This is a genomic window from Enterococcus sp. NPDC086594, assembly GCF_044746145.1.
GTDB lineage: Bacteria > Bacillota > Bacilli > Lactobacillales > Enterococcaceae > Enterococcus_D > Enterococcus_D entomosocium.
On record NZ_JBIVBP010000001.1, the window covers coordinates 348,214 to 371,738 of the forward strand.

The window sequence follows — 23,525 nt, forward strand, 5'->3', positions numbered from 1 at the left end:
TCACTGAAATTGGTTAAACTAATATTTGTGCTTCGCGCCTTTAGTGTAGTGGATATCACGTAAGATTCCGGTTCTTGAGACGGGGGTTCGATTCCCTCAAGGCGCGTTTTTTCTTTTCGTTACAAGTATACTCGATTCAAATCAATAATTCAAAAGCACTTAGGGACCGCTGATGCGGTTCCTTTTTTATTTGTATCTATGTAAGAAGGCGAACTCGTCCTTCAACGATTAAAAGCTGCTTGCAGCCATAAGGCGAAAAAAAGAAGAGGATTACTCCTCTTCTCAGACTGTAGACAAAGTACTAGTTTTTAGTGCTTTGTTTTTTTTTATCCGTTAAAATAAGAGTATCAATTGGAGGTGTATCCAGATGCTCTCAAAACAAGATATGAGTAAACGCGCACAAATCGGTTTCTTTTCTCTTGAAGACTTGGTCCCACAGGACCATTTATTGCGGCAAATAGATCATTGTATTGATTTCTTCTTTATTTATGAATTGGTTAAAGAGAAATACGATGAAATCCAAGGACGTCCTAGCTTGGATCCTATTCTTCTAATTAAATTACCAATGATTCAATATCTATTTGGCATTAAAAGTATGAGACAAACAATAAAAGAAATTGAAGTGAATATCGCTTATCGCTGGTTTTTGGGTTTGAGTTTAGAAGATCCTGTTCCTCATTTTTCAACATTTGGTAAAAACTATACGCGACGGTTCAAAGGAACAGATCTCTTTGAAAAAATTTTTTATGAAATTCTAGAACAATGTATCGCTGAAGGTATCGTAGATACTTCCGAAGTATTTATTGATAGTACGCATATTAAAGCACATGCGAATCGTAACAAAAAAGAATCTGTCGAAGTAATGGAACAAGCTGTTTTTTATACAGATAAGCTGACAAAAGAAATCACCAAGAATCGAGAAAAACATTTAAAAAAGCCCTTAAAAGAAACAAACGCAGAAAGTAAAACTTCCTTGAAAAAAAGAAGTACGACTGATCCTGAAAGTGGTTGGTTTCATAAAGGTGAACACAAAGAAGTTTTTGCCTATAGCTCACAAGTGGCGTGTGATAAACATGGATGGATATTAGGTTATACTACACACCCAGGGAACTTTCATGACAGTCGTACGTTTGTTTCTTTATTTAACAAGCTCAAAGGAGCTTTTCCCCTAGAAAAATTAATTATGGATGCTGGGTATAAGACACCAGCAATTGCACATTTACTACTCGAACATAAATTGACCCCAATTTTCCCATACAAACGTCCTATGACTAAAAAAGGCTATTTCAAGAAACATGAATATGTTTATGACGATTACTATAATTGTTATATCTGTCCCAATAATAAAATACTCTCTTATGCCACTACCAATCGCAAAGGATATATCGAATACAAAAGCAATCCAAAGGATTGTAAAAATTGTCCTTTCTTGTCTAAGTGTACCAACTCAAAAAATCATACCAAAGTAATCACTAGACACATTTGGGCTGAAGCTATAGAGACCTGTGAAGAGATACGCCATCAAAGTTGGTTCAAAGAACTTTATAAAAAGAGAAAAGAAACCATTGAACGAATTTTTGGGACAGCAAAAGAATTTCACGGATTACGTTATACCAATCAAATAGGAATTGAAAAAATGCACATGAAAATTGGGCTTACTTTTGCGTGTCTTAATATGAAAAAGCTAGCAAAAATAAAAAGGATCAGAGCGCAAAAGAGGCGTTTTCCAAAAGGAAAACTGCCTAATCTATCGATTATTCATAGAATATTACATAGAAAAAAGACAAACCTCATATTTGTATAAGGTTTGTCTACAGTCTGAGAAGAGGATTACTCCTCTTCTTCCTCTTCATCCGCAAAATCATCTTCATCATCGTCATCGATAATGGTTAGATCTTCCTCAATGCTGTCAGGTAATTCTTCTTCATCATCGGTGCTATTGTCGGCGCCGATTTCTTGCAAGTCTGAATTGTATGCCGAGATTTCTTCATCCTCGTCATCATCATCATCAAAGAGATCATCTTCTTCGTCATCTGACAAATCAGTATCCTCAGGATCATCATCGTTATAATCGATTGCATCTTCATCATCGTTGATAAAGGCATTGACTTTTTTACGTTTGCGACGACGTGGTGTATCTTCATCCTCGTCTTCGATGCCATGGTTGACTTCTTCATCGATCGAATCAATGGCGTACCATGAACGTAAGCCCCAACGATTGTCGCCTAAAGAAATAAAACTACCGTCGATATTCAAGTCTGTATAAAACTGCGCCAATGAATCACGAATCTCGCTGTCTGAAGTTTCAAGATAGTTTTGAATTTGGTTGACCAAATCAGAAAAATCCATCACGTCACCGCGCTGCTCTAAAATCGCATGGGCAACTTCAATCATCGACAATTCGTTTTTATTTACACCTTCAAATACATTAATTTCCAAACGGGACACGTCCTTTCACAGTCTACTCCTAATCATACAAAATTACGTCTGAAATTGCAATTTTTTCTTTCAATTTCCCTTTGATTAAGCGGTAAATTCTAAAGACAGTTTGTATTCGCCGACTTTGTCAGCAGCCATGAACAAGTCATAATCGATATCGATCTTTCCCGAGTATGGACGGTCTTTCAAGCTAACGTGCAAGTGATTGGTGAAGGTGTGGAACATCATCAAGCCATACGGGGTTTGATAACTCGTCTCTAAACGTTCCTTATAAGAAAATTTCAAGCGCATGCGCATTTCCCCTGAGCGAATCAATTGAATCAATCCGTCTGGCATAATTTTCATCGTAACGGGAATGTCGGTGCCGTCTGGCTGGATCTCTTTGTAACGGAGATATAAGGTATCACCGATCTTGACTGCTTGTCCTTGCAGATCAAACAGAAAGTTCTCTGTTTCCCCTGCTTGACGTACATTGGTTGTTAAATGAATCGAGATTGGGATTCCTTTTGATAATTCTTGCATGTACGTGTGCCTCCTTTGAAGATTTCAGTTTCATTCTTGCTTTTTTTCATTCGTTTGTCAATCATTTCAGTTGATTCTCCTTGGTCTATTTCTTCATTGAAAATAAAAAACGAAAACAATAGCAAGTTTTCATTCTTTTCTCCAAGTAATTTTCCAAGAATCGTATATAATAAGGATAACAGGTATTTTAAAGGAGTTTAACCGATTTGACTATCTATGTAATGGATCAAACCTTACCACGTATCCACAATCCTTATGAGCCGTTTGCCTTCACCGATGTTGCCACCGAAGTTGCTGGCAAACAGGAACAAGTTTATTGTCATTTTTGGCAGTTGTCCGATACGATGATTTTAGGCATGAAAGATACCCGGCTGCCTTTTTTGACAGATGGTCTGCAGGTTTTGAAAGAAGCTGGCTATGCCTCGATCATCCGCAACTCAGGGGGGCTTGGTGTAATTAATGATGCCGGTATTTTGAATGTCTCCCTCATCTTCCCTAAACATTTGGCTGCCACCACAGATGCAGCCTATGAAATGATGGCGACATTGCTGCAAACCGCCTTTCCTGAGCGGACAATTTTGGCTTATGAAATTGCTGACTCGTATTGCCCAGGCACCTATGACCTGAGTATTGATGGGAAAAAAATTGCTGGTACAGCACAACGACGAATCAAAGACGGCGTGGCTGTCATGATGTATCTGAGTGTCAACGGCGACCAACCAGCCCGCGGCTCTCTCGTTCGTCGTTTTTACCAAGCAGGTTTGAAAGAGCGCTTTGGTACAGATGGCTATCCAGTCGTCAATCCTGCGAGCATGACCACTTTAGAAGCGGCCCTCGGCCGTAAGTTTACCACACACGAGGTGACTGACCGCTTGCAAAAAGCCCTGCTTTCCTTGATCACAGACCAATCCCTATATCCGCTTGAATCACTGGATCAATGGCTGACAGAAAATAACCTTAGCGAACAAATGCAGCAACGCTTAGCTGGCATGGAAAAGCGAAACCAACCAATAAAGGAGTTTAGCGATGAGCCTACCATATAAATATCAAACCTTAGCGATAGAAAAAGTATTTCGTGATCCTGTTCATAACTATGTCCATGTACAGCACCAAGTGATTTTAGATTTGATCAATTCCAAAGAAGTGCAGCGTTTGCGGCGCATCAAACAGCTGGGAACTGCTTCCTTTACCTTTCACGGAGCAGAACATAGCCGCTTTTCTCACTCCTTGGGCGTTTATGAAATCAGCCGTCGCATTTGCGATATTTTCCAACGCAATTATTCCCTTGAAAAAGTCGGACCAAACGGCTGGGATGATAAAGAGCGTTTAGTGACCTTGTGTGCAGCATTGCTTCATGATGTGGGCCACGGACCATACTCCCACACCTTTGAGCACATTTTCCATACAGACCATGAAGCCATCACAGTGGCGATCATTACTTCTCCTGAAACGGAAGTTCATCAGATATTGAACCGAGTGGAAGCTGGATTTCCTGAGAAAGTCGCAAGTGTTATCACTAAAACTTATCCAAATCCTCAAGTCGTTCAAATGATTTCTAGTCAAATCGATGCTGATCGGATGGACTACTTGCTGCGCGATGCTTATTTTACCGGCACTGAATACGGCACGTTTGATCTGACCCGAATTTTACGAGTGATTCGTCCGTACGAAGGCGGTATTGCTTTTTCTATGAATGGCATGCACGCTGTGGAGGACTACATCGTCAGTCGTTACCAGATGTATGTGCAAGTTTATTTCCATGCGAGTTCTCGAGGGATGGAAGTGATCTTAGCCCATTTGCTGGATCGAGCTGCAGAACTGTATCAAATGGATTCAGAATTGTTTCAAGGCCATTCGCAGCTGCTTCTCCCATTTTTAAAACAAGAATTCACCTTAGATGAATACTTGAAACTCGACGATGGCGTTCTGAATACCTACTTTACCCAATGGACGGAAGAAAATGATCCGATCCTCAGCGATTTGGCCAAGCGGTTCTTAAATCGTAAACCGTTGAAATCCGCCCGCTTTGACGATGAGACGCAGTTGCCGATGATTGAAGAAATGCAGGGACTGGTGGAAAAAGTCGGCTTCAATCCCCGCTATTATACTGCCATCAATTCAAGCTTCGATCTGCCTTATGATTTTTATCGGCCGACTTCAGGCAAACATCGGACACAAATCGAATTACAGGAAAAAGATGGTTCCCTTGTGGAATTATCCCAAGCCAGTCAGCTAGTTGCAGCTTTAGCGGGACAAACCCAAGGTGACCAACGCTTTTATTTTCCAAAAGAAATGATTGACCCCAACATCCAAAATCACTATGATTTATTTGGAGAGACGTATCAAGAGTTTGCCAAGCACATTCGCAATGGTGCTTTGATCAAACCAAGCCACTAGGAGGAACTTATGAGTATCAAATTGATCGCCATCGATATCGATGGTACCCTGTTGAACAACGACCGCAAGATCACCCCAGCCGTTTACAAGGCATTGAAAGACGCTGAAAAGCAAGGTGTACGCATCGTTTTGTGTACGGGACGCCCTTTAACTGGTGTCCAAGATTTATTAAAGGAACTAGACTTATTTACGGACAATGATTTCGTTATTACTTATAATGGCTCTTTGGTTCAAAAAACCAAAAACCAAGAGATCATCTCTGAATTCGGCTTGTCCCAAGATGACTATCTCTTTGTTGAGATGACTGCGAGAAAATTAGGGGTTCATCTTCATGTAGAAACCGAAGATACCATGTATACCGCTAACCGCGATATCAGTCCTTATACGATTTATGAAGCCTTCTTAGTCAACATGCCATTGAAATATCGGACACCAGAAGAAATGACTGCTGACTTGAATATCATCAAAATGATGATGATCGATGATCCCGAAATACTTGATCAGATCATCCCACAATTGCCGAGCAGTTTGACGGACAATTACAATGTGGTCAAAAGTGCTCCTTACTTCTTGGAAGTTCTAAATAAACAAGCCCATAAAGGGGCTGCTGTCAAAAAATTGGCGGAGCACTTAGGCATCAAACAAGAAGAAGTCATGGCGATCGGCGATAACGAAAATGATTTAACCATGGTGGAATACGCTGGTATCGGTGTGGCGATGGCCAATGCCACTGAAAACGTGAAAAATGCCGCAGATGTCCTAACTGCATCAAACGAAGAAGACGGTGTGGCAGAAGTAATCAACAAGTATGTTTTAGCAAATAACTAAGTGTAAAAGGCAGGTTTCCTTTTTATCGGAAGCCTGCCTTTTTTATTTTGCCAACCATTGTTCAACTGCCCATTTATGGCTGCCGCGTTTCAATCGCTGAATCGCTTCTTCTGGCGTATGCCATGACAACTGATTGGTTTCTTCTGTAGGTTCACAGACTTTTTTCCATTTGGTCATTAAATAGAAATAGCCGGGATGATGGTAAAATGTATCGCGATGGCGTGAATAGAAGTATTCAACTGCCTCCCCTAAATAGGCAGCGATCTCCCCTTCAAATCCAAGTTCTTCTATTAATTCTCGCTGGATCGCTTCTTCTTTGGTCTCATTTGGTTCAATTTCACCGCCTGGTAAAAAATAGGCGCCATTGGGTGCTTGTACCAAGATCACTTCATTTTTTTCATTTGGAAGAACGACATACGCGCCATATCTTGATTTGTATGGTTTCCCCGCTTCTTTTTCCCCGAACACAATTTCCTTTTCTGGCATGATTCCCTCCACCAACACTTTCTTTCCATTTTACCCTATGCCAATAGTCTGGACAAGCTGGAAATAACGCTCTGTTGTTTTTTATTCGTTATAAAATGAGAAAATATGTTATCATACAACTATCAAGATCGAAAGGATGATTTACCCATGAAAATGGCTCACACTTGTGTCCGCGTCAAAGACTTAACGGCTTCTCTAGATTTTTATCAAACTGCCTTTGGTTTTGAAGAATCTCGCCGTCGTGATTTTCCTGAACATCAATTTACTTTGGTTTACTTAACATTGCCTGGAGATGACTACGAGCTAGAGTTGACATATAACTATGACCATCCTGGCTATGAGTTAGGCGACGGCTATGGCCACATCGCCATCAGTACCGATGATCTAGAAGCGCTTCATGAGAAGCACCAAGCTGCCGGATTTGACGTCACTGACTTGAAAGGACTACCAGGGACTTCTCCATCTTACTATTTTGTGAAAGATCCTGATGGTTATAAAATCGAAGTTATTCGCGAAAAATAAAGCGAAGATGCTCGAAAAAAGGACCTCGTGTCCTTTTTTCTTTTCGTTCCATTTACTTATAGAAAGGTTTGATCAAATGAAACCCATTATCGGCATCGCTGCTAATGAACGGCCAATGATTGAAGAAGCAGAACATTGGTTGTCCTATACACCCAAAAATTTTGTCACCCATATCCAACAAGCCCAAGGCATTCCCCTAATATTACCAATGGGTGTCGTGGAAGATGCTGCGACTTACATCAGCAAAATCGATAAACTCTTGTTAGCCGGTGGTCATGATGTCTCCCCTGATCATTATGGCGAAGATCCTCATCCTTTGATTCAAGGCATTCATCCTGATCGTGATGTCTTTGAATTGGCATTGATCAAAGAAGCAGTGGCTCAAAACAAACCCATCTTTGGAATCTGCCGCGGCATGCAGTTACTCAATGTCGCATTTGGTGGGAGTTTGTACCAAGATCTCTCTTTGATCGATCACCCAACGATCAAACACGTGCAATTACCAACGTTCTTTCAATTCCCTACACATCGGGTGGAAATCAAGGCAGACAGTCGTTTGGCTGCTCTTTTAGGCACAACCTATCAAGTCAATTCTTTTCATCACCAAGCAGTCAAAACAGTTGCAGATGATTTCAATGTGACCGCCACCGCTCCTGATGGTGTTGTTGAAGCCATAGAATCCACCGCCTATGGCGCACCGATCTTAGGCATTCAGTGGCATCCTGAGCTAGCCGCTCACAAGCTGCCTTCTGAGCAATCGATCTTCGACTTTTTTGTGCAGGAATTCTAAAGGCCTGCACCTTGTTTTCTAGATTCTAGCCAATAAAAAACGCCCGATCACAAAAAGGATCGGGCGTTTTTTTTATTTCTCATTTTTCATTAACACCAGTGATTGTTTCAACGTTGCCAAGATGCCATTGTCGTTATAGATCAAGACATTTGATTTGTACATTTTTGCAGAAACCAGCATCAGGACGATCGTGGTAACAGCAAGGATCCCTACTGAAATCAACGCTCCGCCAATCCCCACTGTATCATTAGCAAGCCGTACTGGCATAATATACGAGGACAAGAATGGGATATAAGAAGTTACTCGTAAAACAACGTTATGCGGATCCATACCGCCTAGTACGATTCCTAGCATATACCCGCCCAACGAAAGATACGTCACTGGAATAATGGCTTTCGCCGTATCTTCTGCTTTGTTCACTAACGACCCGCAAAGGGCTGACAAGACAGAATAGATCAAGATTCCTAAGAAGACGAAAACGATCGCAAACACGAGGAAAGGACCAAAAATGCCATCTGATGAAAAACTTGCCAATAAGTCTTTTACCATGGAGTTGTCCTTGATCCAGAAATAACTCCCGCCAAAAATCGCAACATACGCAACTAGCTGGGTCGCTGCAACCATGATCACCCCAGTTAATTTGGCGTAGTAATGGGTTTGTGCACGCGTACTAGACAAAATGACTTCCATAATGCGCGTTCCTTTTTCAGAAGCAATTTCTTGCGCAATGATTTGTGCGTAAGTGATGATAAAGAAAAAGAGAACGATTGTTGCGATGGTACTAACTGCTGCTTGCATCGCGGTATTATCTTCTCCATAGGTCATTTCGCCACCTTCACTGAAGGAAACTTTTTGCCGGTCAAGCGGTGCAACTTCACTAAGAACTGCCACTTGCTCAGCAGTCAAACCAAGCTCGCTAGCTCGAAAGGATGACTGCAAGCCCGTCAATAATTGTTGGATCGTCAGCTCTAAAGCTTGCCCCATTGAGGACTCGCTTAATAATTCCCCTTGCAGCGTATCCCCTGAAGCAGTAATAACTAACAAGGCATCAGCATCTTTGTCAGCCAACTGTTGTTGTCCTTGTTCTTCGCTTTCCACAACTTCAAATTCATAATCATCGCTACTTTGCTCCACAAAGGTCTGCGCAATGGCTGGTTCATTCGCATAAACGACAATTTTATCCACACTGCTCATACCATCGGCAAAGTAACTAATCAGATAAAATCCGCCCATTGCAATGAATGGAACCAATATCATAATCAAAAACGAAATTGATTTGATATTTTTCTTATAAACATCTAATGCGATTACCCAAAACTTATTCATTTGTTTTTCCTGCCTTCCGCTTAAAGATTTCTTCTAACGTTGGCGGTTGTTGATTGAACATAGGGATATAACCATCCGCCGTCGCTAAATCAAATAAGGTTTTTCCTACTGCAGGATCAGCGATCGTAATATCATAGCTGCCGTCTTCTCTGGCAATGACTTCCTCAACACCTGCCACTGCCAAAAGCTGTTCTTTCGTCAAATTAGACTCCAAATAAACTTTCGTTCGTCCAAAGGATTCACGAATTTCATGGACCTTTCCGTTTAAGACAGTTTGACCATCCCTTAGCATAATCAAGTGGTCACAGATTTTTTCTACGTTATCCATATTATGACTGGAGAAGATGACACAAGAGCCATTTTTTTTCAGTTCAATGATCCCGTTTTTCAACAGTTCCGCGTTGACTGGGTCTAAGCCACTAAACGGTTCATCTAGAATCACTAATTTTGGTTCATGGATCAACGTTGAAATTAGCTGAACTTTTTGCTGATTTCCTTTTGATAAAGATTTGACTTTATCAGTTTTCTTGCCTTTGACTTTAAACTTGTCCATCCAATAGTCGATTTTGGGTACGATGTCTTCTTTCTTTTTGCCACGTAAACGCGCGAAGTAGATCAATTGATCTTCAATCGTGACTTTTGGATACAAGCCGCGTTCTTCTGGCAGATAGCCAATAAGATTGTATTCTTTTTCACTAATTTTGTGACCATCCCATAATACTTCTCCTTGATCGGCTTTCAAAAAATCCAAGATCAATCGGAATGTCGTCGTTTTTCCTGCTCCGTTTTGACCAATTAATCCCATAATCTGACCATCATTGATGGTAAAAGACAATTGATCGACTGCTGTATAATCCCCAAATGTTTTTACTAGCTGTTTTGCTTCTAACACATGCTCACCTTCCCTGTCTAATAAAATATGTCACTAAAGAAAAAACCGATAATGGCACCAACGATTGCTCCTGCAACCATCAAGATGATAGAGTCGCGGATCACCCGTTGACGTTTCGCCAGTTTCTCTGGTTCATTGTAATAACTTGCTCGATTTTTGTATAAAAATTTCATCAAAATCGTGGTCAATCCTACCCCTATCGGAATAAATACTAGCCCAGTAATCAATCCTAGCCCAAAGGACCAAAAGGGATTTGTACGAATATTGAAATAACGAATGGAAAAATAAATCACTGCTAAAATTGCTAAACTGACCACTGAAAACAGAATCGATTTTTTCATCAAATAGCGCGTCTCATTATCGATTCGTTCTTGATAGCTTTCTTGATCGCTGAAAATCGCTGGTGTATCCGGAGATGCTTTAAAATAAAAATACCGATCTTTATAATTGCTGATATAGGTCCAGCCCCCAGCTTGATACATCGCTAGGTAATCAACGATCTCAGAAGGATCTCCTTCGAAAAAGTCCACTGCATATTTGGTCGTTTCCGATTTTCCTTTGATAAACTTCAAAAACCCTAACCGATTCATCTTCACAAAATGCCAGCCCATTGACGCTTGTTTTTGTAAACGAACCATTTCCTTTTCCGGATAATAGGCGACTCCAAGAGAAAGAAGATATTTCTTATTGATGCCCATCTTGTTCCCCTCCTAACGCTTCGAAGACCTGTTCTCCGATTTGATAAAATAGTTTGCGTCGCTGAATATCTTTCTCCAGAACCTGTCTTCCTTCTGGTGTAATCTGATAGATTTTTTTTCGATCGACGCTTTCTTCTAAATCGATCCACCCCTTTTTCGTCAGCTTTTTCAAAATCGTATACATCGTCGCGGGGCCAATCTCAAATGTTCCTTGGCTTAGCTCATGGATTTGTTTCATAATGACATACCCATGTTTTGGCTTTAAAAGCGCTAATAAAATCAAATAGGTTGAATCTGTCAATGCCTCATCCATTTGATTCCTCCATCCCACTAACTATATCACTTAATGATATATTATCTAATGATATAGCCAGCGTCAATCTTTTTTTTCTGATCTGCTAACATTGCTGGAGAATGCCTGCTTTCTTAATTTTCATTCTCACTTTTCTCATTAGTAATTGAGTGAACACCAATAAAAGTGCATACAACAAAGAGTAAAAGCTAGAAATGTCAAAGGCATTTTTCAAAGACTTTGTCCCAAAAACAAAAAAGCAATAGCCTCTTTCGGCTATTGCTTCAAAAACACTTCTTCTATTACATATGTTCCGCAACTAAAGCTTTCAATTGATCTTTTGTATGCACCCCAATTGCTTTATCAACGACTTGTCCGTCTTTTTTCAACAACAAAGTAGGAATAGACATGATCCCGAATGAAGCAGGTGTTTCAGGATTTTCATCCACATCCATTTTCACGATCTTCAATTCGTCTTCCTCATATTCATTCGCTAATTGTTCCAAGATCGGTGCTTGCATACGACAAGGGCCACACCAAGTTGCCCAAAAATCAATAAGGACTAAGCCTTTATCGGTTTCTTCTGAAAAAGTTTTATCGGTAATTTCTTTTGCCATCGTACTTCCCCTCCATTTTTAAAACTAAAAAAAGTATACCACGTATCGTAAGTTTTTTAAAATCGTCTGCTTACAAAAGGTAAGGGTTCTTAACGTTTAGTTAAACTTCACAATGGTCGCTCCATTGCCCCCTTGGTTTGCTGGCGCAAATTCAAAACTTTTCACCGAGCGATGATTTTTTAGGTAGTCAGTGATCCCTTGACGCAATGCGCCAGTTCCTTTACCGTGAACGATCGTCACCTGCGGATAGCCTGCCAAAATTGCTGCATCCAAATACTGATCCACTTCATTGAGGGCTTCTTCGTACCGCTTGCCGCGTAAATCCAACTGATTGACCACTGGACTGCTGTCAGCAGAACGAATCGTATTAACGATACGCTGTGTAGGCTCCTTCACTGGCGCTGCTGGTTGGAGATCTGTTTCTGGCAAATTCATTTTCAGAATGCCGATTTGGACTTGCCACTGATTTTTACCGGCTTTTTTCAACAGTACCCCACGCTGCCCATAAGAAGTTACGAGTACCTCGTCTCCTTCTTTCAGCGTCTTGGCTGCTTTGGCTTTTTGCAGAACCTTGTTTTTTTGCAGATGTTCTTCTTGCTGCAGTCCTGATAGCTTGGTGCGCGCGTCGATCAGTTCGTGTTCTTTGACCTTCGTTTGACCGCCGGCTAACTGCATTTTACGAATATCGGCAATGATTTTTTCAGATTCCTCTTTGGCTTCTTCTACGATTTGATTGGCTTTTTGACGGGCTTTTGCCAATTCTTTTTCGCGTTCTTCAAAGAAATAACTGTAAGCTGCTTCCAATTCTTGGTGCAAGCGGGCTGCTTCTTTTACATGATGACGAACTTCCAGATACTCGGTTTCCGTCATTTTTCTTCGATTTTCTAAATCAGCGATCATTTCATTCAGGTCTTGGCTTTCTCCGTCCATGATCTCTTTGGCTTGATCAATGATCGTCTCTGGCAAGCCAAGTCTTTTCGAAATCTCAAACGCATTGCTTCGTCCCGGAACCCCGATCAACAAGCGATAGGTCGGACTTAAGGTATCGACATCAAACTCCATAGAGGCGTTGATCGTATTGGATCGGTTATAGCCATAAACTTTCAATTCTGGATAATGGGTCGTCGCCATGACATAAGCCGACTTAGCCCCAAGTTCGTCCAAAATCGCAATTGCTAGTGCTGCCCCTTCTTGGGGATCGGTCCCAGCACCTAGTTCATCAAAAAGCACCAGACTTGTTTCGTCGACTTTTTTCAACACATCAACGATCGTTGTCATATGTGAAGAAAAGGTCGATAGACTTTGCTCAATGGATTGTTCATCACCAATGTCCGCAAAAATTTCATTGAAGATCCCCATTTGGCTTTCTTCTTCTGCCAAGATTGGTAAGCCGGCTTGGCCCATGATCTGCAATAGCCCTAATGTTTTTAAGGTGATGGTTTTCCCGCCGGTATTCGGCCCAGTAATGACAACAGCTTGATAGTCTTTTCCAATCGTAATATCGTTAGGAACGACTTTTTCTTGATCGATCAATGGATGACGTGCTTGTTTAAAAAAGACATGGTTATCTTGATTGATCGCTGGTACGATTGCATTCATCTCTTTCCCCAAACGAGCCTTGGCATTCATGAAATCCATGATTCCGATCACATATGCATTATGGAGGATCTCTCTTTGGTACGGAGCTAACTCTGCTGATAATTCCGCCAAAATACGAGTGATTTCGTCCCGTTCCGCAATTTGATGCTGACGCAAGCGGTTATTTTGTTCCACTACTTGTTTCGGTTCGATAAACAAGGTTTGACCAGATGAACTTTGGTCGTGAACCACGCCGCCGAAAACACCTCGGTATTCTTGTTTGACTGGAATCACATAACGCTCATTTCGCATGGTTACGATCGTATCACTTAGATACTTTGCATTGCCACCTCGGACGATGCCATCCAATGTCTCACGGATCGTCCGTTCTGCTCGTCGGATCGATTGACGAATTCCCCGAAGTGCTGGAGAGGCATCGTCTGTGACTCGGCCATCCTCATCGATAGCTTCTTTCAAGCGACGATTCAAGGTTGGTAAAGAAACCAACTGTTCTTCCCAGTGATACAAGCGGGAAAATTCAATCTCACTTTCAGACAAATCAGCAAAAAAGCGTTTCAATTCCTGCGTAGTTGATAAGACGCGGGCAACTTGTGCCAATTCAACGCCGTTTAAATCTGCGCCGATTTCGATCCGTTTCATTTGGGGACGAATATTCTCAATTTTTGGTACAGGGATTCCGCCTCTTAAACGCTGGATCTTGATCGCGTCTTCTGTTTCTGCTAGCCAAGAGGAAATGACTTGCGCATCACTTGATGGCACAAGCTTTGCTAAGGCTTCTTTTCCTTGGGCTGTTACGATATACTGACCGATTTGACTCTTTACTTGTTCAAATCCTAAAACATCAAGGATCTTAGTATTCATTCTTTTCTCACCTGCTTTGTTTTAACTTTTTGTTCCTAAGAAAAAGGCAGAATGGCTCTGCAACCATCTGCCTGCTTTTTACCCAATCACATCTGTGATCCACAATCGATAGAAATAATCTGTGAGAATCGGTGACCGATCAACGATGAAATTCGCAGTTCCGCTCGTTTCAAACAGATTTTGAATCGTGGCAAACGGGATCATTGAGAGAATCATAAAAAACATATATAAATTGATATACATCAAGATGACATTCAAAACACCCGCAACTGCCCAGTCATAGCCACCTAAAAAACGTAGGCGTTTGTAACGCAAACTGTCTGCAAAAATCACTAATAGTTTTGTGATCAGCCAACCAGCAAAGAGTACCATCACAAAAGCGATAGCCGCATAATAGGCTTTGTCTAAATCTAAAGCCAGTTCCATATCGTAGTATTTTAACTTTGAATCCGCCGTTACTGACATATAAGGAACATAGAGCTCAATTTTTTTCGCAATTTCTTGGTAATTCGCAACTGCAAAGAAAAAAGAGATCAAATAGCCCAAAACTGAGACCAATTGTAAACTGGTTCCGCGCCGCGCGCCGCCGTAAAAGGCTGCCAACAACAAAACCAAGACAAATAATCCAATCATTTAGGAATCCTTTCTACGCCGCACTACCCATGGGCTGTCTTTTCTTGAATTTTTCGTTTCCTTTGTTCATTTAAGATCTGTTGTGCTTCCACATGATTATGGATCTCCACATCACTGCGACCTGTCTCATCGAGAACTTTCCGTGCTTCGGATTCGATTGCTTCGATCCGCTTGATGCGATTCTCAAGCTCCGTTGCTTTAATGGCTTGTCCCCGCAACTCGTCCACTTTTTTTTGTAGGACCAAAAGCTGTTCTTGTTTTTTCAGCTGGTCGGAAACAGCGTTGATCGCTAATAAGATCGACGCTTGTTCTTGATCGGTTTGTGGCGATAATTGCATGATCTCAAGCAGTTGGTCATTGACCAATCTTGTCACCATATCCATGTGTTCTTTGCTTTCGCGTCCAATAATCGTGTAACTTTGATTCGCGATAACTGCTTTATAGCGTTTCTTTTGCTCCGTCATAGGAATATTTCCTCCCATTGCTTACATTCTGCTCTATTCTATCACTTATTGAACATGTGTCGCAAACTCTTAACTATTATACGTGATTTTCTTATGAATTTCCATGCCAATCGTTTGTTTGCTGATCGTCTTAGTAAAAAAGAATAAGAAGTATGGTAAAATCTTAAAGTATCCTTTTGTCTACCTAAGAAAAGACAAAAAAACAGGAGGAATCAAATGAGTACGATCGTTATCAAAGTACCAACTTCAACTATCAAAAAGATGCAGCAATTTTACCAACGAGAACTGCTGGCTAAGAAAGTTCCTTATACAGCGTTTGTCGCCAAAAAAGGGCCAACGACGATCACTGCTTATACGTCTGGAAAAGTCATGTTTCAAGGAGCGACTGCTGAAAAAGAAGCTTCCTTATGGGGCGATACGGCAAGTGCTGTACCGGATAAGAAAAAAGCGACTGTTTCAACCACTGCGTTGCCAGCAGGATTTAGCGAAAAAAGCGTCGTCGGCAGTGACGAGGTCGGCAACGGCAGTTATTTCGGTCCTTTGGTGGTCTGTGCCGTCTATGCCAAAAAAGAGCAATTGCCACAGCTGAAAGCCTTAGGTGTCAAGGACTCAAAAATGCTGACAGATCCAGAGATCCGTAAGATGGCGCCGAAAATCAAAGAATTGGTTCCTTACCAATTGCTCACTGTTACACCCAGCAAATACAACGAGATCCAACCAAAATACAACACGGTCCGAATGAAAGTTGCTTTGCATAATCAAGCCATTCGTTTGCTTTTGCAAAAGATTGCTCCTGAGACACCAGATGCCATTTTGATCGATCAGTTCACAAGCGAAAAAAATTATCGCACTTATTTAAAATCGGAACAAGCAGCGGTTACCGAAAAGCTCTATTTTGCGACGAAAGGTGAACAATATCATCTAGCAGTAGCGGCAGCCTCTATTTTATGTCGTACAGTCTTTTTGGATGAATTAGAGGCAGCCTCCAAAGAAGTCGGTATGCGCTTGCCTTCTGGCGCCCACGCAGCTGCTGACCAAGTTGCCGCAAAATTACTGCAGCAAGGTGGCATAGCACTATTGGGCAAATATGCCAAACTGCATTTTGCGAATACCGAAAAAGCACAGAAACTCGCTAAACTGTGAGTTCTCGTATTTTCAAAAAAACTGCCACTGCTTCTGATAAAGGAAGCAGCGGCAGTTTTTGTCCTCAGTACCAGTTAAATGCTGCGAATCAAAGCCCTAAGCCCGCTGCTTCGATTCCCATCGTGATCAACCCAGCCAAATAGTTTTCTGAAAACCGATCTGAAAAGTGTAACTTTGGTAAGACGCCATAATGAAACACTGCTGCCAGCTGCTTTTCCAAAAAAGAGCGCGGCACAAGCGCCTGCCACTCAGAGGGCAAAAACAAAATGACTTGATGCGGGTCCGTGACTGCCACGATCGCTTGAAGAGTGGCAGTCACTTGCTCTTGGATCGCCTCTGTTGCCAAAGGGTAAGAAACTTTGTAAAGATGCGGCAAATGCTTGATTTCGCCACTTAAATGGTTGGCTCCTTTAAAGAGCTGTTGGTCGATGACCAGTCCCGCACCTGGTGGATAATTTTTTGGAAAATAAATGCCAGCCACGATTTTTTTCTCTTCTTTAAAATGAAATACCGCAGCATTCACGTCATTCTCAATAAGCGTTTTTACCGCGATCTCCTTTTCAATCAATTCCCCTAGCGCCATGTCCTTAAATGCTGGAGCATCCATGATCTTCAGTCTTCCAGCAATTTCCACACCAGGAATTCCCACGACTGCCAAGCTGATTTTCGGGTATTCCTGTTTTTTCTGACGAATCACTTGCAAGAACTGCGGCAATCGGCCCTCTGCTGACTGCTCATGATGCAAAATGTTCCCGACGAGATCGACGACTGAAAAACGAATCACGATCTGCTGGTCTTCTTCGATAAACTGAATGATCAACAACAGTGTCCGTTGCGCATTGTACTGGTAAGCCGCAGCTTGACGTCCTCCCGTTCGTTGCGGTTGATCCGTCGTCAAAAGCAACTGCTTTTCTATCAATTCAGGAAGCAGCTTGTTGATCGTTACCACGCTTAATTGAGAGGCATCTGCCAGTTGGCGCTTGGTCATAGGCGCTTGCTGCTGTTTTAGCAAATCCAGCAATACTGCCTGATTATGTAATTTAATGGTCGTTGGCTGATAAGCTTTCATTTTTCTCCCCCTCAACGCTCCTATTTTAACAGATAAAAAGCTGGGAATATACCTTTATTAATTTTGTTAACAAAGGTATAATAGAAGCAACTTATTAAACAAAGTTTACTAAGTTCAAAAAAAAACGATCTATGTTGCTTATTAAAGGAGTTGTCGATAATGAAAATTGAACACATCGCACTATATGTCAATGATTTGGAAAAAATGAGGACATTTTATGAAACCTACTTTCAGGCGGTCAGCAACCCAAAATACCATAATCCGAAAACAAGCTTTCAGTCCTATTTTTTGACCTTTGATTCTGGTAGTCGGTTAGAATTAACGACCAAGAAATTTTTAAGCCCTCGTTTCAGTGAGAGCTTAGGCTACACTCACCTTGCGATTGCAGTAGGTGATCAAGCTGCTGTTGATCGATACGCTCAACGGTTTGTTGAAGATGGCTACCCTCTTTTAAATGGTCCTCGTACGACAGGCGATGGCTATTATGAAGCAGTTGTCCAAGACCCCGAAGGCAATTTGATTGAATTAACCACCGACGATTTACCGTCTTAGAAAGGATTTTGCAATGAAAGAAGATTTTGATTATCAAGCGATGTTGGCTGGTCAACTGTATCAAGCTGCCGGTATTCTCCCTGAGAATGGCTCAGTGGAGGGGAAAAAACGTGCCCAGGAAATCAACCTTTTACCAGTCGATGACCGAGAAGGAATCATCGCCAAAGAAAAAGCACTCTTTGGCAAATTTGGGCAGCATTGCTTTGTCCAACCACCCCTTTTTGTCGACTATGGTCGCCATGTTGAGATTGGTGATCACTTTTATGCCAATATGGATTGCATTTTTTTAGATGTCAATAAGATTCTGATTGGTGATCATGTGATGGTGGGACCACGGGTCAGCTTCTATACAGCCGGCCATCCGATCGATTCTGTGATCCGCAGTCAAGATTTGGAATTTGGCCTACCGATCACCGTCGAAGATTACGTTTGGATCGGAGGCAATAGTACGATTTTACCAGGTGTCACGATCGGCAAACATGCCATCGTCGCTGCTGGTTCCGTCGTCACAAAAGATGTGCCGCCGAATACGATCGTCGGCGGCAATCCAGCCCGTCTGATCCGTGAGATTCAGCCGACTGACAAAGAGCATTGGGAAACGGCCGCCCAGCTTTATTATCAAAAACGAGCAGACTGGCAGAAGCAGCAAAAATAACGAAACAAAAGGAGACGCCATGATTTTTACAGACTATCACGTTCATAGTGATTACAGCGATGATTCTTGGTATTTGATGGAAGATGTAGTCAAAGACGCCATTAACCTAGGCTTAGCAGAAATCTGCTTTACCGATCATGTGGATTATGGGGTCAAAGAAGACTGGCAAGCGACGGATGCGTACCTCGTCGGAGCCAATAAAGTCGTAAAAAATGTCTACTACGACTTGTATTTTACCGAACTGGCATGCTTAAAGGAAACATACAGTGACCAAATCAAGCTAAAAACTGGGCTGGAATTTGGGATGCAAATGCACACGATCCCACAATTTACCCGTCTTTATCATTCGCATCCCTTTGACTTCATTTTACTTTCCGTTCATCAGGTAGACGATCAAGAATTTTGGACTGGAGAATTTCAAAAAGGACGCAGCCAACAGGAATGCTACGAGCGCTATTATGATGAAATGTATCAGCTGGTCACGACATATAAAGAGTATTCCGTCTTAGCCCATATGGATTTGATTCGTCGTTATTTAGATAAAGAGAAGGACGCTTTTGAACAAACGAAAGAACAAATCGCAGAGATCTTGAAAGTCGTGATCAAAGATGGCAAAGGCATCGAACTGAATACCTCTTCCCACCGTTACGGAATCAATGGGTATACGCCATCGATCGAGATCCTCAAGCTTTATCGTGACTTGGGGGGAAGCGTGCTAACCATCGGCAGCGACAGTCATAAACCAGAGCAGCTCGGGTTTCAAATCAAAGAGGGACAAGATCTTTTACGATCATTAGGATTTACTGAACTCTGTACGTTTGAACAGATGCAGCCGATTTTTCATCGTTTTGCTTAACCTGCACAAAAGCTCCGTCTTTTGCAAAAATCATCCCCTCGTCTTTCGTTATGAACCTAAGTATTTTAAACAACAAAAAGAACGACCGCTTCAATCTGCGGTCGTTCTTTTTTTAGACATTAGTTCGTCCATGCAGCAACTTCTTCTGGGTGATTGGCTACCCAATCTTTGGCTGCATCTTCGGCTGATGTTCCGTCATTGATTGCTAACATGACTTCTTCCATATCTTCTTGTGTCCAGTTGAAACGATCAAGTACTTCGTAAACTTCTGGCATGTCATCTGCTAATCCTTGGCGTACAACAGTGTTGATGCTTTCTGCTTCACCCATTGTTCCTTCTGGATCATCCAGATATTTCAGATCATATTTCGCAAACATCCAGTGTGGAGACCAACCAGTAATAACGATCTCATCTTGGTTCTTGATGGCTTGGCCCAATGCCACTGTCATCGCTCCAGAAGAAGAGGTAGCGACATTCCAATCTGAAAGGTTGTCATACGTCGCAACCGTATTCTCCGCTGCATTTACAACACCAGCGCCTGGTTCGATACCAGTGATGGTTTTTCCAGCTTCGTCAGAAAGGTCGGCGATGGAATCTACATCCATATAACTTGGGACAACGATCCCCAGTTTTGCCCCTTCTAAGTTAGGACCTAAGTTCTCGACTTGATCTTGGTACTGTTCATACTGGGATTGATGCGTAGATGGTAGCCAAGCAGCAACCATCCCGTCAACTTCCCCTTTTGCCACCGATTCCCACATGATGGCGTTATCCAAAGGCGTCGTATTGACTTCGTAGCCCATTTGCAACAAGACTTCTGCCACCACATGGGTAGATGCGACTTCCGTATCCCATTCGACATACGCCAAGTTCACCGTGCCTTTGCTGTCAGAAACATTTCCAAAGGCAAACGATGCGCCAATCAAAGCAACGACTGCCGCTGCCGCAATCCCGCCAAAAAGACGTTTTTGTTTGCGACTCGTCTTGCTGGCTGCTTTTTGATGTGCCGAACGGTTCAAATTCTGGGTAAAGCGATCCATGATGATCGCCAAAATAACTAAGGATACCCCACTGACAAATCCGTTACCGACTTGTGCTCGTTGCAAGGCAGACAAGACGCCGCGCCCTAACCCAGGAGCCCCGATCATTGACGCGATCACGACCATTGATAATGCTAGCATCGTCGTTTGGTTGACCCCAGCCAAAATAGTGCTTTTGGCTAGCGGCAATTCTAATTTGATCAGTTTTTGCCAGCCAGTCCCACCGAAGGAATCAGAGGCTTCTACCAATTCACGAGAAATTTGGCGAATCCCTAAGTTCGTCATGCGAACAGTTGGTGGTAGAGCAAAGATCACTGAGGCAAAGACCCCAGGAACCATCCCGATCCCAAAGAAAGCAACCGCAGGAATCAAATAAACGAAACCAGGCATCGTTTGCATAAAGTCTAAGATTGGCGTCACGATACTTTGCGCTTTTTCGCTTTTCGCCATTAAGATCCCTAGTGGAATCCCAATGATGATCGAAACCAAACTTGACAACAAGACCAACGTCACGGTGTTCATCAAGTCTGTCCATAACCCTTGGTTATAGATGAACAGCAACCCGACAAAAGTAAAGGCTGGCAAGCCGAATTTTTTGCGTGAAACGAAAAAGGCAGCAGCCGTCAATAAGACGATCATTAATAACGGTGGTACAAACAATAATACATTTGTAATAGCGTCCATGATAAATTGTCCGAAAGACTGTAAGGCTGAAAACAATCCACTGAAAGTTCCTGTTAGCCAATCAGTAAAGCTTTCGACCCAATCAGCTACCGGAATCGTATGTTGTAAGAAATTATCCATTTGTCACTACCCCTTCCTCTGCTTGAACGGCTGAATCGGTCTCAGCCAACGCTTCAATCACGCTTCCGCGGATCACGACTCCGATCAAACGATCGTTTTCTACCACGGCTAAAGGTGTAGGCGAATCATAGATCAAATTGAAGATATCCGTTACCAGCATATCTTTATCGATCTTTTTAACATTTTTATCAATAACTTCCTTCAAGGTCAGATTGTTTTTCCGTGCCTCACGAGCAGACTCGGCTGTCAAGCTTCCTTTTAGGTGACGACGTTTGTCGACGGCTAACAGCATGCTGACTTCTTCTTTCCGCATCCGGTTCAATGCTACGCTTGGTCCATCGATCTCGATGTTCGTCGTCAATGCTGGAACCATGATGTTTTGCGCAGTCAAGACTTTGGAACGATCGACATCTTCCACGAAATCACGCACGTATTGGTTGGCAGGATTCGTCAAAATATCTTCTCCTGTACCGATCTGCATGATCTGACCATCTTTCATTAAAGCGATCCGGTCACCGATCCGCAAGGCCTCGTTCAAATCATGGGTGATAAAGATGATCGTTTTTTGAACATTGGCTTGTAGTTCTAAAAGTTCATCTTGCATTTCACGGCGAATCAGCGGATCGAGTGCTGAAAAGGCTTCGTCCATCAAGAGGATCTCTGGATCATTGGCTAACGCACGGGCAAGTCCCACACGCTGTTGCATCCCTCCAGACAGCTGGTCAGGATATTGGTCTTTAAAAGAAAGCAATCCTGAGTTTTCTAACGCTTTTTCCGCTTTCGCTGTTCGTTCTTCTTTCGAGACCCCACGGACTTCTAGTCCATATTCGGTGTTCTCTAAAATCGTCCGATGAGGGAAAAGGCCAAAGCTTTGGAAAACCATGTTGATTTTGTGACGACGAACTTCTCGCAGTTCTTCTTTACTCATTTTGGCAACATCTACGCCATCTATGTAAATATCTCCGCCAGACGGCTCGATCAATCGATTCAATAGTCGAATCAATGTTGACTTCCCGCTTCCAGAAAGGCCCATGATGACGAAAATCTCGCCTTCGTTGACTTCAAAGTTCACATCATAGACCCCGACGGTGGCACCTGTTTTTTCTAAAATCTCGTTTTTGCTGCGTTGTTCTTTGACCATGGCAAGAGCTTGCTGCTTTTTCTTACCGAAGATTTTGGTTAAGTGTTCCACTTTAACTTTACTCAAATGATTAATACTCCTTTTTCTGAAAAATTTCACGAAAGTGACCATACTATCTTAACAAGATGTGGTCACTTTGTCAAAAAAAATTTCCCAATGCTTTTTCTTTTGCAAAAAAAGCATGGGAATCAGGAAAAAGAATTACGCTGAATGGTCCGTTGGATAGAAGAAATTGGTCATGCGCTGCAACGCCAGTTCATTTCCGACAAAATAAATCGTATTGCCTGCACTGAATTTCGCATAAGGTCCTGGTGACAACAACAATTCTTCGGTTGTTTGGATTGCGATGATCGTCGCCCCTGTGGCTTGCCAAATATTCAATTCATTGATACTTTTTTCCAAATGCTGCGCTTGTACCGTCAACTGAAGTTCAAAGGGCACAAACGGACTCATATGGTGTACCTTTTTGGTCTGCTGCACTAACGTGTTCAACAAGTCAGAAAAATTATCCAGCTCTTGCTGCTGCCGCTCCACACTGTCTAAAATGTCTTGTCTGATTTCTTGGATCGACTGCACATCTTGGTATTGTTCAACAAAGGCCTGTGCTTTTTCCTTTGAAGCGATATAGGCGCCGCTGCCATGACGGACATCCATGATTTCTAAATCAACTAATACATTGATCGCTTTGCGGGCTGTTTCAGGAGAGACATTGAAATTGCTGGCTAACGTTGAGCGCGCATGGATCTTTTGCCCAACTTGGTAGCGATTTTCAACGATTCGTTCCGCGATCGCCACGGCAATCTGCTGATAACGAGGCAAAGCGACCTTCTTTTTATCTTGAAACTTATTCGTCATGATGAACTTCCTTTACTTTTTTTTCATCATAACAAGAAACATTG

At 42.2% G+C, this 23,525-nt stretch carries 25 protein-coding genes and 1 tRNA gene; 11 read left to right on the forward strand and 15 right to left on the reverse strand.

Translation table 11 applies throughout. The features are described from left to right. Positions 1–34: 34 nt before the first annotated feature. Together ACIPK1_RS01590 and ACIPK1_RS01595 are read left to right on the forward strand one after the other, a co-directional pair. Positions 35–106: transfer RNA gene (locus ACIPK1_RS01590), tRNA-Arg, on the forward strand. A gap of 261 nt (positions 107–367) precedes the next feature. Next, positions 368–1,804 carry an IS1182 family transposase gene (locus tag ACIPK1_RS01595; RefSeq protein ID WP_016621163.1) on the forward strand — a complete coding sequence of 479 codons (1,437 nt, stop codon included), beginning with the start codon at positions 368–370 and terminating at the stop codon, positions 1,802–1,804. A gap of 26 nt (positions 1,805–1,830) precedes the next feature. Here the strand turns inward: ACIPK1_RS01595 and rpoE are convergent, their stop codons facing one another. Together rpoE and ACIPK1_RS01605 are read right to left on the reverse strand one after the other, a co-directional pair. Then, positions 1,831–2,439 (reverse strand): DNA-directed RNA polymerase subunit delta, encoded by a 609-nt coding sequence (gene rpoE, locus ACIPK1_RS01600; RefSeq protein ID WP_005234347.1) that lies wholly within the window; start codon positions 2,437–2,439, stop codon positions 1,831–1,833. Between the two features lie 84 nt (positions 2,440–2,523). Continuing rightward, positions 2,524–2,961, reverse strand: a complete 438-nt coding sequence (locus ACIPK1_RS01605; protein ID WP_005234346.1) for a DUF1934 domain-containing protein — start codon at positions 2,959–2,961, stop codon at positions 2,524–2,526. A gap of 221 nt (positions 2,962–3,182) precedes the next feature. Between ACIPK1_RS01605 and ACIPK1_RS01610 the strand changes: the two genes are divergently transcribed. The 3 genes from ACIPK1_RS01610 to yidA are packed head-to-tail and all read left to right on the forward strand — an operon-like array spanning position 3,183 to position 6,186. Next, positions 3,183–4,004 (forward strand): biotin/lipoate A/B protein ligase family protein, encoded by an 822-nt coding sequence (locus ACIPK1_RS01610; RefSeq protein ID WP_400449988.1) that lies wholly within the window; start codon positions 3,183–3,185, stop codon positions 4,002–4,004. Then, positions 3,988–5,358 (forward strand): HD domain-containing protein, encoded by a 1,371-nt coding sequence (locus tag ACIPK1_RS01615; protein WP_301388738.1) that lies wholly within the window; start codon positions 3,988–3,990, stop codon positions 5,356–5,358. Before ACIPK1_RS01610 ends, ACIPK1_RS01615 begins: the two co-directional genes overlap by 17 nt. Before the next feature lie 9 nt (positions 5,359–5,367). Beyond that, a complete protein-coding gene (gene yidA / locus ACIPK1_RS01620; protein WP_016619757.1) occupies positions 5,368–6,186 on the forward strand; it encodes a sugar-phosphatase in 819 nt (272 codons plus the stop codon). Positions 6,187–6,228: 42 nt separating this feature from the next. On the opposite strand, the gene ACIPK1_RS01625 is transcribed toward yidA, so the two are convergent. Continuing rightward, positions 6,229–6,672 (reverse strand): NUDIX hydrolase, encoded by a 444-nt coding sequence (locus ACIPK1_RS01625; RefSeq protein ID WP_005234342.1) that lies wholly within the window; start codon positions 6,670–6,672, stop codon positions 6,229–6,231. A 147-nt stretch (positions 6,673–6,819) separates the two neighbouring features. On the opposite strand from ACIPK1_RS01625, the gene ACIPK1_RS01630 reads away from it, so the two are divergent. After that, positions 6,820–7,194 (forward strand): VOC family protein, encoded by a 375-nt coding sequence (locus ACIPK1_RS01630; RefSeq protein ID WP_005234340.1) that lies wholly within the window; start codon positions 6,820–6,822, stop codon positions 7,192–7,194. Positions 7,195–7,270: 76 nt separating this feature from the next. Continuing rightward, positions 7,271–7,984, forward strand: a complete 714-nt coding sequence (locus ACIPK1_RS01635) for a gamma-glutamyl-gamma-aminobutyrate hydrolase family protein (protein ID WP_008380852.1) — start codon at positions 7,271–7,273, stop codon at positions 7,982–7,984. A 72-nt stretch (positions 7,985–8,056) separates the two neighbouring features. Here the strand turns inward: ACIPK1_RS01635 and ACIPK1_RS01640 are convergent, their stop codons facing one another. The 8 genes from ACIPK1_RS01640 to zapA all read right to left on the reverse strand — a co-directional run bounded on the left by ACIPK1_RS01640 (position 8,057) and on the right by zapA (position 15,366). Then, positions 8,057–9,310 carry an ABC transporter permease gene (locus tag ACIPK1_RS01640; RefSeq protein ID WP_008380850.1) on the reverse strand — a complete coding sequence of 418 codons (1,254 nt, stop codon included), beginning with the start codon at positions 9,308–9,310 and terminating at the stop codon, positions 8,057–8,059. Further along, complete coding sequence (locus ACIPK1_RS01645; protein ID WP_005234329.1) at positions 9,303–10,202, reverse strand: ABC transporter ATP-binding protein; 900 nt, start codon at positions 10,200–10,202, stop codon at positions 9,303–9,305. Before ACIPK1_RS01645 ends, ACIPK1_RS01640 begins: the two co-directional genes overlap by 8 nt. A 17-nt stretch (positions 10,203–10,219) precedes the next feature. Further along, positions 10,220–10,900 (reverse strand): DUF2812 domain-containing protein, encoded by a 681-nt coding sequence (locus ACIPK1_RS01650; RefSeq protein ID WP_005234326.1) that lies wholly within the window; start codon positions 10,898–10,900, stop codon positions 10,220–10,222. Then, positions 10,887–11,213, reverse strand: coding sequence for a PadR family transcriptional regulator (locus ACIPK1_RS01655; RefSeq protein WP_005234324.1), 327 nt, complete (start codon positions 11,211–11,213; stop codon positions 10,887–10,889). Before ACIPK1_RS01655 ends, ACIPK1_RS01650 begins: the two co-directional genes overlap by 14 nt. 281 nt (positions 11,214–11,494) lie before the next feature. Then, the gene (gene trxA / locus ACIPK1_RS01660) at positions 11,495–11,809 is read right to left on the reverse strand and encodes a thioredoxin (RefSeq protein ID WP_005228645.1); all 315 of its coding nucleotides are present in this window, start codon (positions 11,807–11,809) and stop codon (positions 11,495–11,497) included. A gap of 96 nt (positions 11,810–11,905) precedes the next feature. After that, a complete protein-coding gene (locus ACIPK1_RS01665; protein ID WP_301388745.1) occupies positions 11,906–14,269 on the reverse strand; it encodes an endonuclease MutS2 in 2,364 nt (787 codons plus the stop codon). Between the two features lie 78 nt (positions 14,270–14,347). Then, complete coding sequence (locus tag ACIPK1_RS01670) at positions 14,348–14,902, reverse strand: CvpA family protein (RefSeq protein WP_400449780.1); 555 nt, start codon at positions 14,900–14,902, stop codon at positions 14,348–14,350. A 23-nt stretch (positions 14,903–14,925) separates the two neighbouring features. Next, on the reverse strand, positions 14,926–15,366 hold the full coding sequence (gene zapA / locus ACIPK1_RS01675) for a cell division protein ZapA (RefSeq protein WP_005228634.1): 441 nt from the start codon (positions 15,364–15,366) through the stop codon (positions 14,926–14,928). A 216-nt stretch (positions 15,367–15,582) separates the two neighbouring features. Here zapA and rnhC point away from each other — a divergent pair, with 216 nt between their 5' ends. Further along, positions 15,583–16,509, forward strand: a complete 927-nt coding sequence (gene rnhC / locus ACIPK1_RS01680; protein WP_005234312.1) for a ribonuclease HIII — start codon at positions 15,583–15,585, stop codon at positions 16,507–16,509. 88 nt (positions 16,510–16,597) lie between these two features. Here rnhC and ACIPK1_RS01685 read toward each other — a convergent pair whose 3' ends face one another. Further along, positions 16,598–17,578 carry an ROK family protein gene (locus tag ACIPK1_RS01685; RefSeq protein ID WP_005234311.1) on the reverse strand — a complete coding sequence of 327 codons (981 nt, stop codon included), beginning with the start codon at positions 17,576–17,578 and terminating at the stop codon, positions 16,598–16,600. A gap of 159 nt (positions 17,579–17,737) precedes the next feature. On the opposite strand from ACIPK1_RS01685, the gene ACIPK1_RS01690 reads away from it, so the two are divergent. Genes ACIPK1_RS01690 through ACIPK1_RS01700 form a run of 3 tightly spaced genes read left to right on the forward strand, consistent with a single transcriptional unit; the run spans position 17,738 to position 19,641 of the window. Beyond that, on the forward strand, positions 17,738–18,130 hold the full coding sequence (locus ACIPK1_RS01690; RefSeq protein WP_005234310.1) for a VOC family protein: 393 nt from the start codon (positions 17,738–17,740) through the stop codon (positions 18,128–18,130). Positions 18,131–18,143: 13 nt separating this feature from the next. After that, positions 18,144–18,785: a sugar O-acetyltransferase gene (locus ACIPK1_RS01695; protein WP_005234309.1), complete on the forward strand. Its 642-nt coding sequence runs from the start codon at positions 18,144–18,146 to the stop codon at positions 18,783–18,785. Between the two features lie 19 nt (positions 18,786–18,804). Next, positions 18,805–19,641, forward strand: a complete 837-nt coding sequence (locus ACIPK1_RS01700; RefSeq protein WP_005234307.1) for a histidinol-phosphatase HisJ family protein — start codon at positions 18,805–18,807, stop codon at positions 19,639–19,641. 119 nt (positions 19,642–19,760) lie between these two features. Here ACIPK1_RS01700 and ACIPK1_RS01705 read toward each other — a convergent pair whose 3' ends face one another. The 3 genes from ACIPK1_RS01705 to ACIPK1_RS01715 all read right to left on the reverse strand — a co-directional run bounded on the left by ACIPK1_RS01705 (position 19,761) and on the right by ACIPK1_RS01715 (position 23,481). Next, positions 19,761–21,485 carry an ABC transporter permease/substrate binding protein gene (locus tag ACIPK1_RS01705; RefSeq protein ID WP_301388749.1) on the reverse strand — a complete coding sequence of 575 codons (1,725 nt, stop codon included), beginning with the start codon at positions 21,483–21,485 and terminating at the stop codon, positions 19,761–19,763. Then, positions 21,478–22,692 carry a glycine betaine/L-proline ABC transporter ATP-binding protein gene (locus ACIPK1_RS01710; RefSeq protein ID WP_034872109.1) on the reverse strand — a complete coding sequence of 405 codons (1,215 nt, stop codon included), beginning with the start codon at positions 22,690–22,692 and terminating at the stop codon, positions 21,478–21,480. Before ACIPK1_RS01710 ends, ACIPK1_RS01705 begins: the two co-directional genes overlap by 8 nt. Positions 22,693–22,827: 135 nt before the next feature. After that, positions 22,828–23,481, reverse strand: a complete 654-nt coding sequence (locus ACIPK1_RS01715; protein WP_086316481.1) for a GntR family transcriptional regulator — start codon at positions 23,479–23,481, stop codon at positions 22,828–22,830. Positions 23,482–23,525 lie beyond the last annotated feature (44 nt).